This window comes from Limnohabitans sp. Bal53, from assembly GCF_003063355.1.
In the GTDB taxonomy this organism is placed as follows: Bacteria; Pseudomonadota; Gammaproteobacteria; order Burkholderiales; family Burkholderiaceae_C; genus Limnohabitans_A.
The window spans coordinates 872,716-885,639 of the sequence record NZ_NESH01000002.1 but is presented as its reverse complement, the minus strand read 5'-3'; the positions used below and the strand labels follow the sequence as shown (position 1 = coordinate 885,639).

General features: G+C 58.9%; 12 protein-coding genes. 1 reads left to right on the top strand and 11 read right to left on the bottom strand.

The window, feature by feature from the left end:
- Positions 1 to 5 precede the first annotated feature (5 nt).
- From flgK to B9Z50_RS09110, 11 genes are all read right to left on the bottom strand, one after another.
- Positions 6 to 2,513, bottom strand: a complete 2,508-nt coding sequence (gene flgK / locus B9Z50_RS09160; RefSeq protein WP_108363445.1) for a flagellar hook-associated protein FlgK — start codon at positions 2,511 to 2,513, stop codon at positions 6 to 8.
- Complete coding sequence (locus tag B9Z50_RS09155) at positions 2,510 to 2,974, bottom strand: rod-binding protein (protein WP_108363737.1); 465 nt, start codon at positions 2,972 to 2,974, stop codon at positions 2,510 to 2,512. The genes flgK and B9Z50_RS09155 overlap by 4 nt, the downstream gene beginning before the upstream one ends.
- Positions 2,975 to 3,008: 34 nt before the next feature.
- Positions 3,009 to 4,133 (bottom strand): flagellar basal body P-ring protein FlgI, encoded by a 1,125-nt coding sequence (locus B9Z50_RS09150; RefSeq protein WP_108363443.1) that lies wholly within the window; start codon positions 4,131 to 4,133, stop codon positions 3,009 to 3,011.
- Positions 4,134 to 4,158: 25 nt separating this feature from the next.
- A complete protein-coding gene (locus B9Z50_RS09145; RefSeq protein ID WP_108363441.1) occupies positions 4,159 to 4,887 on the bottom strand; it encodes a flagellar basal body L-ring protein FlgH in 729 nt (242 codons plus the stop codon).
- A gap of 7 nt (positions 4,888 to 4,894) precedes the next feature.
- Positions 4,895 to 5,680 (bottom strand): flagellar basal-body rod protein FlgG, encoded by a 786-nt coding sequence (gene flgG / locus B9Z50_RS09140; protein WP_199221700.1) that lies wholly within the window; start codon positions 5,678 to 5,680, stop codon positions 4,895 to 4,897.
- A gap of 18 nt (positions 5,681 to 5,698) precedes the next feature.
- Positions 5,699 to 6,460, bottom strand: coding sequence for a flagellar basal body rod protein FlgF (locus tag B9Z50_RS09135; protein WP_108363437.1), 762 nt, complete (start codon positions 6,458 to 6,460; stop codon positions 5,699 to 5,701).
- Positions 6,461 to 6,501: 41 nt separating this feature from the next.
- Positions 6,502 to 9,147 (bottom strand): flagellar hook-basal body complex protein, encoded by a 2,646-nt coding sequence (locus B9Z50_RS09130; protein WP_108363435.1) that lies wholly within the window; start codon positions 9,145 to 9,147, stop codon positions 6,502 to 6,504.
- A 46-nt stretch (positions 9,148 to 9,193) separates the two neighbouring features.
- Positions 9,194 to 9,883 (bottom strand): flagellar hook assembly protein FlgD, encoded by a 690-nt coding sequence (locus B9Z50_RS09125; protein WP_108363433.1) that lies wholly within the window; start codon positions 9,881 to 9,883, stop codon positions 9,194 to 9,196.
- A gap of 14 nt (positions 9,884 to 9,897) precedes the next feature.
- Positions 9,898 to 10,323, bottom strand: coding sequence for a flagellar basal body rod protein FlgC (gene flgC / locus B9Z50_RS09120; RefSeq protein ID WP_108363431.1), 426 nt, complete (start codon positions 10,321 to 10,323; stop codon positions 9,898 to 9,900).
- A gap of 2 nt (positions 10,324 to 10,325) precedes the next feature.
- Complete coding sequence (gene flgB, locus B9Z50_RS09115; RefSeq protein ID WP_108363429.1) at positions 10,326 to 10,715, bottom strand: flagellar basal body rod protein FlgB; 390 nt, start codon at positions 10,713 to 10,715, stop codon at positions 10,326 to 10,328.
- 206 nt (positions 10,716 to 10,921) lie between these two features.
- Complete coding sequence (locus tag B9Z50_RS09110; RefSeq protein WP_108363427.1) at positions 10,922 to 12,058, bottom strand: hypothetical protein; 1,137 nt, start codon at positions 12,056 to 12,058, stop codon at positions 10,922 to 10,924.
- Positions 12,059 to 12,222: 164 nt separating this feature from the next.
- Here B9Z50_RS09110 and flgA point away from each other — a divergent pair, with 164 nt between their 5' ends.
- Complete coding sequence (gene flgA / locus B9Z50_RS09105) at positions 12,223 to 12,912, top strand: flagellar basal body P-ring formation chaperone FlgA (RefSeq protein ID WP_233249816.1); 690 nt, start codon at positions 12,223 to 12,225, stop codon at positions 12,910 to 12,912.
- Positions 12,913 to 12,924: the final 12 nt, after the last annotated feature.

Genomic DNA, 12,924 nt, shown 5'->3' with positions numbered 1-12,924 from the left:
GGCCCTCAGCGCACTTGCAAGATGGTGTCAAACATGGACATGGCGGCCTGCATGACCTTGGCATTGGCTTGGTAGGCCTGCTGAAAGCGCACCAGCGCCGAGGCCTCTTCGTCCAGGCTCACGCCCGAGATGTTGTCGCGTGCTTCTTGGGCTTGGCGGTACACCACCTGCAGGGCCTGATCGGCAATGGCAGCTTGGCGGGCCACATTGCCCACCTGGTTCACGCGCTCGATGTAGGCCTCGGTGATGGTCAGCCCGCCGGGCATGAGGCGCTCGTCCTCCAGCGCCACCAGACGCAGCATGGTTTCGTTGTTGCCGATGCCGTCGCGGTTGCCGTCGATGGTGAACTGATCACCCGACTTGGGCGCAGTGGAAAACTCCAGCTTCAGGCCCCGGTAGCTGAGGCTGGGCGTGGCCGACAGCGGGTCGGGGATCAGGCTGCGCTTGGCCAGCAGGGTGTTGGTTCGGCTGTCGGTGATCTCATAGTCTTGGTCGCTGGTGAACTTGACTTGCAAGGCCGAAGTTCGCAACGCTTGTTTCATGTCGCCCTGAATGCCACTGAATTGGGCGGTGATGTCGACCACGCTGGCGCTGTCTCCGGGGCCAAGGCTGGTGTCTGTGACGAAAAGCAGCAGATCATCGGTTGTGGCGCCTTCAATGCTGATGGTGGTGTCAAACCCCAGTCGTTGCAAGTCAGCAGGGGTGCCGGATCCCATGCCCAGGCGAATGTCATCTGTGGTGTTGCCAGACGGGCGGCTCAGGACCAATTTGCCGTTTTGCGTGGATGCGGTGATGCGGCTGCTGGCTGCGTCGGCGGCTGTGGCGTTGTTGATCCAGTCGACCACATCGTCCAAAGTAATGTCGCCAGCGAGGGGGGGCATGTTTTGGCCGTTGAGGGTGAAGGCCCCATAGGCAAAGTCGACGTTGCTGCCTACAAAGGTTTTGCTGGTCAGCGAGGCGGCGGTTTTGAGGGGGGCTTGCGCCTCACCAGTCACGGAGTTGAACTGTAGGCTCAGGCCAACGCTAGCCTTGGCACCCATGAAAACATCCATGTCCAAATAGGTGTCCGGCAGCTTTGCATTGAGCGTTGCGTTGTTGTATGTCGCGCCTGCCTCCATGCCATTCGATTGTTTGACCAGCAGGCCTTGTTGTGTGCTGTTCAGGGTGCTGCCTAAAACATGGCTTCCATCGCGGGTCAGCACTTGCAGGGTTTGACCAGGGCCCGGAGATTGCAGAGTGAGGCTCAAATTTTGGGTGCCAATTGGGATCAGGCCCAGGCTGCTGAATCCTTGGCTGGAGTCGATGGAAACGTCGGTTAGGGTTGCAATCAAAGGCACTTGCGCCCGCGCCAGGTCGCCACGCAATTCAGTGGGGCCAGAGAAGTTGGGCTGGCCATAAAGAATACGGGCTTGGGCTGTGCCGCTGTTCAAAGGGTTGTCGATGACCCTGAACTGACCTGCAGCGGCCACGCGGTTGGCGTCTTGAATGAGCATAGTCATGCTGGTGGCTTTGGCGGCATGACTTTGTTCAAAGCCAAACAAATCGCTGCCCAGTTGGCCTTCCGCATCGACGCCGTCTCGGTGAACGCTGTTGATGCTCTCCACCATGGTCTTGGCCAAGCCATCCAGCGCATTGGCAGCAGGTTTGAGTACTTGGTCCCTGAAGCTCATCACGCCACCGACCTTGCCACTGGTGATGCCCGGCATGGTTTCGGGGATGCCATAGGCGTCAATGACGAATTCCAATTTGCCTGGCTCAATGCTGGACTCAAGCACACTGATGGCGCGTGAGGTGGTTTGGCTGACCAAAATGCCCTGGTCCAATGTGTCGCCAACGCTGACGGTGACGGCGCCATTGGGCTCAAAGCGGGTTTTGACGGCCACGAGGCTGGAGAGTTCGCGCAACAACAAGTCGCGCTGGTCCAAAAGTTCCGAGGGTTGGTTGGCGACGCTGCTGTGCTTGGCCAGTTGCTTGTTCATTTGAGACAACTGCTGGGTCAGCGCATTGACTTGACCGATATCGGTTTCGACCGATTGGCGGGTTTCATTGCCCAGAATTTCGAACTGTCCGGCCAGTTGCCGAAAACGGGCGGCCAGGCCATCGGCGTCGCGCAAAAAGATGCTTCGCGAGACCACCGAGGCTGGGTCGCTGGAGAGATCGCGGGCCGATTCAAAAAATCGGTTCATGGCCGTGGTCAGGCCAATGCTTTCGTCGCCCATCACATCGATCAGGCGGTTCACGTATGACAGCAGGGGCTTTTGGCTTTGCAGGTCGCTGTTGCTGTTGCGCAGGTTGGACTCGACAAAAGCGTCGTATTGGCGTTGCACCGAGTCAAAGCGTGCCCCAGTGCCCAAATAGCTGTTGCCAATTAGTCGTGGCTGGTTCGCGGTCAGCGATACATCTTGGCGGGTGTAGCCGTCGGTGTTGACGTTGGCGATGTTGTTGGACACCGTGGCCAGGGCGCGCTGGTAAGCGGTGACGCCCGAGCTGCCGATGCTGAGCAAGTCACTCATGGCTTATCTCCGAGCTTGAAGCCGCTGGGGCGATCCAAGCGGTAGGCCTCAACTGCGGCTGGTTTGAGCGACATGGGCTCGCGCGCCGGATTCAAGGGCAGGGCGGGAGCGCTGAGGCTGACAGGTTGGCGCTGGCGCAGCGCGTCTTGTGTGCTCATGGCCTGGGCTTGGTTCATCTGGCGCTCCAGCATGTCGGCCAGGCCCATGCCCCCGCGTTTGGCCATGCTCAGCGACACTTCCTTGTCCATCAGGTCCTGGTACATCTCCATGTTGCCGCCTTCGACCAGATCGCTTTTTTCGATCGAGTCGCGCATGGTCTTCATCATTTGCTGGATGAAATACGCCTCAAATTGCTCGGCGGTTTTGCGCACCGCCTTGCTGGGGTCACGCGAGGCATCGCCCTTCAACTGCGCCAGGGCGTTGAAGTCCAGATAAGAGCCAGAAGAGGTGATGTCGTTCATGGGGGGGGGCTGCGCGTTGGTGGCGTTCAAGCCATCAAATGATGATCAGCTCGGCGCGCAGGCTGCCGGTACTTTTGAGGGCTTCGAGGATGGCGATCAGGGCAGAAGGCGTGGCCCCCACTTGGTTGACCGCGTCCACCACCTGGCGCAAATCCACGCCGGGCTGGAACAGGAACATCGGGTTCTTGGGCTCGGTCACGGCGATCTCGGCGTTTTGAACCGGGGTCGTTTGGCCCTGACTCAAGGGGTTGGGTTGTGAGACTTCATTGGTGGCGGCAATGGCCACAGAGATGGTGCCGTGCGCCACGGCGGCGGCAGTCACACGCACATTGCGGCTGATGACCACGGTGCCCGTGCGCGAGTTGACCACCACGCGGGCTGGGGGCTCACCGGGCACCACGTCCAGGTTTTCCACCAGACTCATGAAAGCCACGCGCTGCGACATATCGGTCGGCGCGCGGATGGCCAGCGACATGCCGTCGATGGCGCGGGCCGTGCCTTCGCCAAAACTTTTGTTCACGGCATTCACAATGGCTGTGGTGGTGGTGAAGTCCGATTCCCGCACGTTTAAGACCACATGGTCAGAACTCTCAAAAGGGGTTTCGACCATGCGCTCGACCGTGGCGCCGTTGGGCACGCGCGATGAGGTGGGCACACCGATGCTGACCTTGGAGCCTGCTGCGTTGGCGTCGATGCCGGTGGCCGTGAGAGCACCTTGGGCGATGCCATACACCTCACCGTCCACGCCGCGCAAACTCGTCAAGAGCAAATTGCCACCGCGCAAGTTGGTGGCCTTGCCAATGGCCGAGACGTTGATGTCAATTTTCTGACCGGGCTTGGCAAATGGCGGCAGCTCGGCGGTCACCATCACGGCGGCCACGTTTTTGATGTCGATCTTGCCGGCGCTGGCGCCTTGCTCGAAGTCTGACAGTGGGCCGTCCAAGCTCACGCCCATGCGGCTGAGCATGGATTTCATGCTTTGTGCGGTGAAAGACACGTCGGCTCCGTCGCCCGTGCCTTGCAAGCCGACCACCAAACCGTAACCGATGAGTTGGTTGGTGCGGCCAGCCGCCACGCTGGCCAGGTCTTTGACGCGGTCAGCCCAGGCGCTGGCGTTCAGACCAAGCAGCAACACAAGGGTTAAGAGGGTGGTTTTCATGGGGGTCTCTTCAGGTGTCTACGACTCAGAATGGCCAGATCTTGAGCAAGGCTTTGGTGCCCCAACCGGCCTTGGCAGCGTTGGCCATGTCGCCCGTGCCTCGGTAGGCGATCTGGGCATTGGCCAGGCGGCGCGACTGCACCTCGTTATTGGGTGAGACATCGTCGGGGCGAATGATGCCGCTGACCTGAATCACCTCGGCACCTTCGGTCAGGGCCAATTGTTTTTCTCCGCGCACCATGAGGTTGCCATTGGCCATCACCTCGACCACCGTGACCGAAACTGCGCCTTTTAAGCTGGCGCTTTGACCTGCAGTCCCTGAACCGCTGCTCTCGATGCTGGATTCGTTGAGGTTGATGCCGTTGAGGACGCCACCGAGTCGGGTGCCCAGAATTTTGGTGGGCAAGGAGAAGTTGTCCACCCGCGAGGTCAGTCCGCTGGGGACGACATTGTTCTTGGCTTCACGCGCAACGCTGCCGCTGAGCTCGCGGCCTGCGCGGGTCGATTCGTCGAGCATGACTGTGATCAAGTCGCCCACACGGTAGTTGCGGCTGCGGCCAAAAAAATTGTCGCTGTGGCGGCCGTTGTAAATCGCACCCGTGGCGATGCGCGGCTGCGTGACAGCCACGGGTATAACTGGCGCAAATTCGGGGGAGTGCGCCAGTGGGGCAGAGGGCGTGGCACAACCGACCAAGCCCAAGGCCAGCAAACTGGGCACCAACAGGCGCGTGATGAACGTGGTGTGAGGTGTCATGGGGCTCTTACATGTTGTTGTTCAAGAAGCGCAACATGCCGTCCACGGCAGAGATGGCTTTGGAGTTGATTTCGTAGGCGCGTTGGGTCTCGATCATGTTGACCATTTCTTCCACCACGTTCACGTTAGAGGCTTCGAGTGCGCCTTGCATGAGCTGGCCCGCACCGCCTTGTCCCGCTTGCCCCACGATGGGTGCACCGCTGGCCGTGGTTTCTTTCAACAAGTTTTGCCCCATGGCCTGCAAGCCGGCCGGATTGGCAAAGCGCGCGATCTGAATTTGTCCCAGCACCTGTGCACCGCCACCGGCTGCGGTTTCGATCGACACGGTGCCATCTTGTCCAATTGAAATGCTGGCCACGTTGGGCGGGATGGTGATGGCGGGCTGCAAAGGTGCGCCGTTGGGCGTCACCAGCTGTCCAGTTGCCGACAGTTTGAATGCGCCGTCTCGTGTGTAGGCAATCGTGCCGTCGGCTTGCGCAATTTGGAAGAAACCTTCCCCTTGAACGGCCAGGTCCAAAGCGTTTTTTGTCGTGACCAAGCTGCCCTGGGTATGGGTCTTTTCGGTGGAAACGATGCGCACACCCGTGCCCAGCATCAAGCCCGTGGGGGCTTGCGCGTCGGCGCCTACCTGGGCGCCTGGCTGGCGCAGGTTTTGGTAGAGCATGTCCTCGAAGCTGGCACGGTCGCGCTTGAAGCCCGTCGTGTTGACGTTGGCCAAGTTGTTCGAGATGACCGACATGCGCGTTTGCTGCGCATCCAGGCCGGTCTTGGCAATCCACATTGAGGCATCCATGGGGTGCTCCTGTCAGGTTTAAGCGGCTTTCATCATGGAAGAGCCGGACTCGTCGAGTCCCTTCATTTCCTTGATGACGCGAATTTGGGTTTCAAAACTGCGCGAGTGATCGATCAAGCGGGTCATGGCTTCAATGGCGCTGACATTGCTTCCCTCCAGGGCTTGCGGAATCACTTTGGGCAGTTGGTCAGTTAAAGCAATGTCTGTGCCATCGGGTTTTTCCGACACCTTGAACAGGCCATCTTCTCGGCGTGCCAGGCTCACGTTGGAGGCATCACGAAGTCGCAGTTGACCCACCAGAACGTCGGCGGCGGCCCCCACCTGGGCGGGGTCGCGTGCGTAAATGCTGCCATCGGGGTTGATGCTGACCTGCAGACCCGGCGGAATGGCAATGGGGCCGCCTTCGCCCAACACCAAATGGCCAGAGCCGTTTTCGAGCTGCCCTTGAATATTGACCTTGAGGTCTCCACGGCGCGTGAAGGCCTGGTCGCCATTGGGTGCTTGTACCGTGAGCACGGCGCTGCCAGCCATGGCCACGTCCATGGGGCGGCCCGTGGCCATGACGGGGCCGGGGTCCATGCGAATCAGGTCGCGCGCCAAGCTTTGGGCTTGGTAGCGGGTGTCAAAACCCGCACCCTCGACCTTGACCGATTGCAATGCCACGTCGTAACTGCTTTTGAAGCCTGTTGTGGACACGTTGGCCAGGTCGTTGACCAACACCTGGCGTGCCGTGGCCTGCTCTTTGATGGTGGCGTTCGATGTAAAGACAAGGCGGTCCATGGTGGTGCTCTCAGGGTTTCAGTCAGGTGAAATTCAGGGGATCAAGAACGGATGTTGATGATGGCGCTGGTCATGGTGGAGCTGGTTTCAATCGCTTTGGCGTTGGCCTGGAAATTTCGTTGTGCGGTGATCAGGTCGACCAGTTCTTGGGTCAAGTCCACGTTGGCACGTTCGGTGGCACCCGCACGGATCGAGCCGAAGCCAGCAGAACCGGCTTCACCGATTTTTGCAATACCCGATGTGGCTGAAGAAAGGTAACTTGCGTCACCTACTTGTCGCAAACCAGAGGGGCTGGAGAAGTTGGCCAGCACGATCTTGCCCAACGAAACTTGAGAGCCGTTGGAGTAGGTGGCATTGACCAGGCCGTCTACCCCGATGTTCAGGCCCATCAGTTCACCCTCAGGCGCACCATCTTGAGATTGAGAGAGGACAGCAAAGGCGCTCGAATATTGCGTCGATTGGGTGAAGTCAATCGACATGGTCAGAGCACCTTTACCACCGTCCAAGAAGGCTGTCTCGAAAGGCATTTTGGTCAAGGGTGACAACGGCTTACCGGTCAGGTCAAAGCTCAGCTCGCCTCGGTCCAGGTACACGGGCCACCATTGGGTTTTTGTAGAAAGGTCGGTGATGTCTTCGGTTTGCTCTCCGTTTTTAACGTATTGAGGCACGCCGTTTTGTGTGAATTGCTTGAGCTCAATCCATTGATTGTTGGCGCCGTAAGCCATTTCTGTATTCGCGAGTCCCCAGTCGGGTGAACCTGAAATTTGAAGCGATACCGCCTCACCGGTTTCCCCAGTTGTGAAGCTCAGGCGTTTGGCTGTAGAGTCCCAGCTCACACTGATGCCACTGACTTTCAAGCCGGTGGTGGTGTCTACCAAGGTGTTGATGGCGTCTTGTAAGGCGACGGCAAATTTCTCCATGCTGGCATAGCTGCCAGGGTCCAGCTCAACCGTTCCCGAGATGTTCCCTACCGTGACAAAGAAGTCTTTGTTGGTTGAGCTGACGCGAACAGCCCCCGAGGTGTTGGAAGTCATCACGTCACCCTTGAGGATGGCGGGCGAGCTGGCTTTGCCGCGGATAGCTTCTGTGATGCTGGGGTCAACGCGCAATTCAGTGGGCAACGGATCGGCGGCGTCAGGGTCGGGCAAACCCAGAATGGCCTGTGCATCTTCTGAGGCCTCACCAATGACGATGGCTGAGTTGTCACCCGTGGTGCCCGATGAAAACTTGAAAGAGTTGGTTTCAGCTTCGAAAGAGACCCTGACCCCGTAGCGAGGATCGGAGTTAGTGCTTTTACCCAGCTCATTGTTGATGAAAATACCCAGATTTCTCGCCAAAACAATGGGGTCGCTGTCATCTTCCAACAGTTCATATTCGATTCGCATGGCACTGCCCATTTCATCGATGTTGATATCAAATGCCAGTTTGTTTGCTGATGAAAAAGCACCATCTCGCACATCTATCAAGTCATCGCTGAGGTCACCAGTGGTTCCTGTGCCAGTGGTCTCTATCAGGGTCACGCCTGTCCGGTTTGAGATTTGGAAACTAGGGCTTCTCGCAGGTGCGGCAGCAGGATCACCGGAATCCCATTCGAGTTTCACGCGCGCTGTTTCGCCTTTGGATATCAGCTTGTCATTGATCAAGTTTTCAATGTTTTTAGCCAGTGCCTCTGGGTAACGGTCGGCCACAGTCATGTTGTAGGTGACGGTATAGACCGAAGTGCCTTGGGTGATCTCAAGACTGATGGACCCTTCACCTGAGGCCGCTCCTGCACCAGTTGTTTTAGCAGCCAGTTCAGCCGAGTTGTAGGCGGCACCTGTAACACTGGCTGTCTCAGAAATCTTCTTGTTCGACTGCTGGTCCAGAGAGTACATTTCCATCGTGCCAGAGGAGGGGATCACACGAGAATCGCTCTTTGGCAAAACATCGCCGTATTTATTCACATAAAGTGGACTCCCGGTCATATTGGTCGATTGCTGCAGCGCAGGGTTAACCAGGGTGTCACCTACGTAAAAATAGGTCTGCCATTTACTTTGTGGGCTGGCCTGGCTGGCATTTTGTGTCTTGACGTAGTAGACAGTTGCCAGGTAACCGTTGCCACCGCTGTCGTAGACAGTCAGTGCCGTGCTTTTGTTAAAAGTGCTGGGATTGGTGCGGTCAAAATCTGCATCAATCACTGCCGAATCGGCGGGCAGGTTCAGCCCCAACTGAATTTGTGTTGTCTCGACCGCTTCGCCGGATGTTTTTGGCGGAATCGTCAAGGCATTCAGATTTGTCAAGTCGGCCTTGCCGGACGAGTCGACCGATGCAGCCATCAGGCGTTGGCCGGTGGAGTTGACCACGTTGTTTTGGTCGTTCAGGGTGAAGGAGCCGTTGCGGGTATAAATGTCTTGCAGACCGTCAGGCGTTTTTAGGGGGAAGAAGCCGTCACCTGTGATGGCCAAATCGAGCGAGTTGCCCGAGGTGGAGATGTTGCCCTGGCTGAATTCCTGGCTCACTTGCTTGAGCGAAACGCCCTGGCCGATGTTGCTCGACGACTTTTGCAAAGGCGAGGTCGAGAAGATGTCGCCAAAGTCGGCCCGTGAGCGCTTGAAGCCCGAGGTGCCCACGTTGGCGATGTTGTTGGAGGTGACGGCCAATTGGGCCGTGGCCGAGTTCAGTCCGGTGAGCGAGGTATAGAACGACATGCTGGATGGCTCCTGTTTGAATGGGGGTGTTGGGGGCTGCGGCGGTTTAGATGCCGACGCGTTTGACGTCTGTCAGCAGCATGGTTTTGCCGCCGTCAACTTCGACGCTGACGCTGCCATCGGCTGGGTTGCTGGAGATGGCGCGCACGGTGGACAAGGTACTGACGGGAACCGGTGTGTTTTGGCCGTTGACCACGGCGGTGGCGCTCAGTCGGTACAGGCCGCTGGGCACGGGGTTGTCTGCGGCGTCCTTGCCGTCCCACGAAATTGGGGTCGTGCCAGGCATTTGTGGTCCAGCGATCAGTTCTTGCACCAGGCGACCTTGGCTGTCGAACACACTGACCTGAACCCCACTGGCGCCCATGGGCAGGTCGATGCTGCCATCGATCGCGCCGCCCGAAGTCAGCTGGGTGGGGGTGTCGGTCACGGCGACTTTTTTTCCGATGAGCGAGGCACTGCCCAGCATGCGCTCACCCGACATGGAGGTGACAAAACTGTCCAGCGAAGACTGCATATTGGTCAGCGCTTCCAGTTGGGAGAACTGCGCCAGCTGGGCCACAAAAGCTTCGTTCTTCACGGGCTCCAGTGGGTTCTGGTTTTGCAGTTGCGCGGTGAACAAGGTCAGGAAATCCTGCTTGCCCATGTCCTCGCTGGTTTTCTTGGCGGCGTCTTTCACGTCTTCGTAGCGCGAGACGTTTTGAAGCAGGCTGGACGATGTCACGTTAGGGGTGGCCATGGGTTGCTTTCAGGTCAGGCCTTGGAGATGTCCAGCGTGCGCATCATCAGTTGACGCGCCGTGTTGATCACTTCGACGTTGTTTTGGTAGGAGCGTGCGGCGGCCATCATCTCGACCATCTCGGTGACTTCGCTCACGTTCGATTGGTAGACATAACCGTCCTTGTCGGCTAAGGGGTTTTTGGGGTCTGAGACGCGGCGCGGTGGAGAGGCGTCGTCGGCCATGCGATCAATCTTCACGCCGCCTACGTAGGGCGCCCCGTTGTGTGTCATCTGCTCGTCAACCAAAGCTTTGAACACCGGGCGTTTGGCGCGAAAAGCGTCTTGCTCGTTGGTGGACACCGTGCCTGCGTTGGCCAGGTTGGAAGCGGTGGCGTTCATGCGGGTGAGCTGCGCGTTGAGCGCCGTGCCCGCAATGCCAAAAATATTGTCCATGGCCATGGTCAGTCTCCTCTAAGGGCTTTGCGCACGCTGCTCACGCGGCTTTCCAGAAAGTTCAGCGTGGCCTGGTAGTCGGCGGCGGCTTTACCGTACTGGGCTTGTTCGACGCTCATCTCAACCGTGTTGCCGTCAAAGGCGGTGTTGAATGGGGTGCGGTAACGCATGCCATCGGCGTCGAGCCCCTGGCCCACCGCAAAATGCCCTTGGCTGGTGGTCTTCATGGCGCTTTCTTGGTGTTGCGTCTCTTTCATCACGGCCTTGAAGTCAATGTCCCGCGCTTTGTAGTGCGGCGTGTCCGCGTTGGCGATGTTTTGCGCCAACACTTCAAGGCGGCGGCTTTTGACTTGCAAAGCTTGTTCGTGCACGCCGAGTGCCTGGTTCAACAAATTCATCTGGACTCCTGTGGTCGCGGGTTGAAGGGACAAGGATCGTCAACTTTTTGACGAAAGGGGCTCAAGTTGAGCGGCTTGTGGTCGATAGCAGCAAAAGCCGTGCCAGTTGAATCTGAACGCTTTGGGGGTAAGCCCCATCCCGCTTGCCGGGGGGAGCGGCAATTTGCCGTCAGCGGCAATGTGCTGCGGCCAAAATTTGCCGATGCTCAGCGCAAGGCCGTGGGCAGAGTGCTGGCCACTTCGTCGTACAGACGGGTCAAGTTGCCTTTGCCCGCAGAGCCGACGGCGGTTGTGGCGGTTGTGGCGGCTGTGGCGGCTCGGGGGGGCAGCAGGGCGTTGGTCAGGTTGTGCAGCCCGGCCAAAATGGAGTTGCGCGTGATGGGGCCGCGCGTGTCTTGCCCCACATGGAGGTAGCGGGCCTGGGGTCCGGCAATCGGCAAAGGCGCATCGGGCCGGGTTTCTTGGCGGGCGGCTGGGGTCAGCACGGTGAGGTACAAATCATCCAACCCGACAGGTGGGCCTTTGACGCGCAGACCGGCTTGCGAGAAGTAGCGGTCCACCAAGTCCAGTTGCTGCAACAGGCCCATACCCAAAATCGCACGCGGGTTGTCCTTGAGGCCCACAGAGGCGGCCCCGCGGTTGGGTCCATCACAAAACTGGATGATGCCGTGGCAGTTGCCATTGCTGGCTTGGGGGTTCATGCCGCCGCTCTCCATGAGGCTCAGGCGTGCAAAGTCGTCAGGTTGAAAGTTGAAGCGGTCGGCCAAGGCCAGGATCCTGTCCTTCACGGCGCTCACTTCGGCCGCCGGGACAAAGCCCTTGGCCACGGCCCGTTCCAGCGTTTTGTCCAGCACTGGGTGCTGACCCGATGCATCTGGGGCGCGGGTCCAGGCCACAGGGCGGCTGGCCAAGGCATTGGCCGTCAGGGGGGCAGGGCTGGCCAGTTGCGCGACCGAGCGTGCGTTGCGCGGGTTCAAGTCCAGTGGTCCGGCGGACTCGCTGCGGGCCAGGGCAGGCATTTGCAGGCTGGAGAAATCAATTTTTTGACCGGTCAGGATCAGGTTCGGGTCACCAATTTGGTTGCGCGCGGCTATTTGGTGGGCCAGGCGCATGGCCTGCTGCTCGGTGATCGGCTGCTGGTTTTGTCGGTAATGGGCCTTGACCAGACCAATCAAGGTGTCACCTTCCTGTGCTTGCACCGTGCCACTGCGGATGGCCACATCGGCCAGCATTTGGCCGAAGGCCCCTGAGCGGCCTGACGCATGCAGCAGCGCCCCGCTGCCCGATGGGGCAGTGGGGCTCAGCGCGGGCAGGCTGGGCAAGGGGCTCAACAGGTTGCTCATGTCACAAGCGGGTATTTCAGTGGGCTGGTCTCGTTTTTGCTTGGTAGATGGAAATGATGAACACTGTCAAAACTTCCACACTTATGAAACCTTCCATGCAAATGCTGTGCCGACTTCTGGATCAGCTCACCATTCGTGGCCTTTGGTTCGGAGCGGTTTTCTGTTTGAGCAGCGCGTCTGCCTTGGCGGCGGCCCCGGCCACGCCTGCCGCGACAATGCAAAAAGCCGTGGTTGACTGGGTGGTGCAAACCCAATCTGTGCCCGCCGAATCGGTGGTGCTCGCCCCGATGGACCCACGCCTGCAAGTCAAGGCCTGCGCCAACCCCTTGTCCATGGACCTGCCTTTTGCCAGTCCCGACACGATCCGAGTGCGTTGTGCCCAGCCGATGTGGCAGCTGTTTGTGCGCGTGTCCGTGAGCGGACGTGCGGCCACCGCCGCAACGGCCAAGGCTGAACCTGCCCCGGTGGAAAAACGCCAGGTTCTGGTGGCTGCGGTTCCTTTGCAGCGCGGCATGACTTTGACGCCGGCTCATGTTCGGCTGGCCGAGGTCGATACATCGGGTGTGCCAGTCAATGTGCTTGAACAAGTCTCCCAAGTGTTGCACGCTGAGGTGGTGCGCGATGTGCGCCCCGACACACCGCTGCGCAGCCAAGACATTCGGCCGACCATCTTGGTCAAAAGGGGGCAAATGGTGCTGATGTCGATCGGACAAGCCCAAGGCTTTCAGATTTCGGCCCGCGTAGAAGCCCAGCAAGATGGTCGCTATGGCGAGCAAATCAAGCTCAAAAACCGCGATTCTGGGCGTATGCTTACAGGATTGGTCAAAGGCCCGAACCAGGTTCAAGGCCTTTGAAACACCAGATCA

Bases quoted from the DNA above. Each gene is read 5' to 3' on its own strand.
- flgK (WP_108363445.1), bottom strand. From the start codon at position 2,513: ATGAGTGACTTGCTCAGCATCGGCAGCTCGGGCGTCACCGCTTACCAG.
- B9Z50_RS09155 (WP_108363737.1), bottom strand. From the start codon at position 2,974: ATGAACGACATCACCTCTTCTGGCTCTTATCTGGACTTCAACGCCCTG.
- B9Z50_RS09150 (WP_108363443.1), bottom strand. From the start codon at position 4,133: ATGAAAACCACCCTCTTAACCCTTGTGTTGCTGCTTGGTCTGAACGCC.
- B9Z50_RS09145 (WP_108363441.1), bottom strand. From the start codon at position 4,887: ATGACACCTCACACCACGTTCATCACGCGCCTGTTGGTGCCCAGTTTG.
- flgG (WP_199221700.1), bottom strand. From the start codon at position 5,680: ATGGATGCCTCAATGTGGATTGCCAAGACCGGCCTGGATGCGCAGCAA.
- B9Z50_RS09135 (WP_108363437.1), bottom strand. From the start codon at position 6,460: ATGGACCGCCTTGTCTTTACATCGAACGCCACCATCAAAGAGCAGGCC.
- B9Z50_RS09130 (WP_108363435.1), bottom strand. From the start codon at position 9,147: ATGTCGTTCTATACCTCGCTCACCGGACTGAACTCGGCCACGGCCCAA.
- B9Z50_RS09125 (WP_108363433.1), bottom strand. From the start codon at position 9,883: ATGGCCACCCCTAACGTGACATCGTCCAGCCTGCTTCAAAACGTCTCG.
- flgC (WP_108363431.1), bottom strand. From the start codon at position 10,323: ATGGCCATGGACAATATTTTTGGCATTGCGGGCACGGCGCTCAACGCG.
- flgB (WP_108363429.1), bottom strand. From the start codon at position 10,715: ATGAATTTGTTGAACCAGGCACTCGGCGTGCACGAACAAGCTTTGCAA.
- B9Z50_RS09110 (WP_108363427.1), bottom strand. From the start codon at position 12,058: ATGAGCAACCTGTTGAGCCCCTTGCCCAGCCTGCCCGCGCTGAGCCCC.